2 rRNA genes are annotated in these 892 nt (G+C 37.0%); both read right to left on the reverse strand.

Features of this window, described 5'->3' with window-relative positions:
* Positions 1 to 65, reverse strand: a 16S ribosomal RNA gene (locus tag G4D63_RS21650); the annotation flags it as partial.
* Between the two features lie 632 nt (positions 66 to 697).
* Positions 698 to 813, reverse strand: a 5S ribosomal RNA gene (rrf, locus tag G4D63_RS21655).
* Positions 814 to 892: the final 79 nt, after the last annotated feature.

An 892-nucleotide genomic window follows, 5' to 3' on the forward strand; every position in this document is an offset into this window, starting at 1 on the left:
TCGACTTGCATGTATTAGGCACGCCGCCAGCGTTCGTCCTGAGCCAGGATCAAACTCTCCAATAAAGTGTTTGATTGCTCATTACACCGGCAATCTACTAGTAAATAGTAGTAAATAGTAGACTTACATTTATTACTTTGCGTTGGTTTTAAAACCAACACGCTTGACGTTTTGTTTAGTTTTCAAAGAACTCATAGCTCATAGCTCTTAATGTTGAGCAGAAAATTAGTATATCACGTTTACTAGATTACATTCAATGTGAACTTTTTTCCAATTAACTGTGATCACTGTTTTTTAATCAATCATATTTTTGAGCGGACAATCAATATATCATGTTTCATGAAATAGAGTCAAGATGAACTTTCTTCCAATTCACTGATCATCGATTTTTCTTCAATCATTCTCTTTCGAGCGGACAATCAATATATCATGTTTCACAGAATTGATTCAAGATGAACTTTCTTCCATTTCACCGATCATTGATTTTCTTCAGTCACTCTATCGAGTGGATCATGAATATACCATGTTTCATAGAAGTCTTTCTATATGAACTTTCTTCCATTTAACCGTATATCATCTGTGTACCCACTTCTATGAGTGGACAAACAATATACCATGCTTCATAGATTCTATTCAATAGAAATGATTTCCACTTCTCTTTTAGAGAAAATAAAAGACCCTTTTTTACAGGGCCATTGCTTGGCGACGTCCTACTCTCACAGGGGCAATGCCCCAACTACCATCGGCGCTGAAGAGCTTAACTTCCGTGTTCGGAATGGGAACGGGTGTGACCTCTTCGCCATCATCACCAAACTATAAGGGAGTATTGTTCCCTCAAAACTAGATAATGCTTCGTATGCAAGATTGTCTTTTAATATGGTTAAGTCCTCGA

The organism is Bacillus mesophilus (assembly GCF_011008845.1).
GTDB classification, from domain to species: Bacteria; Bacillota; Bacilli; order Bacillales; family SA4; genus Bacillus_BS; species Bacillus_BS mesophilus.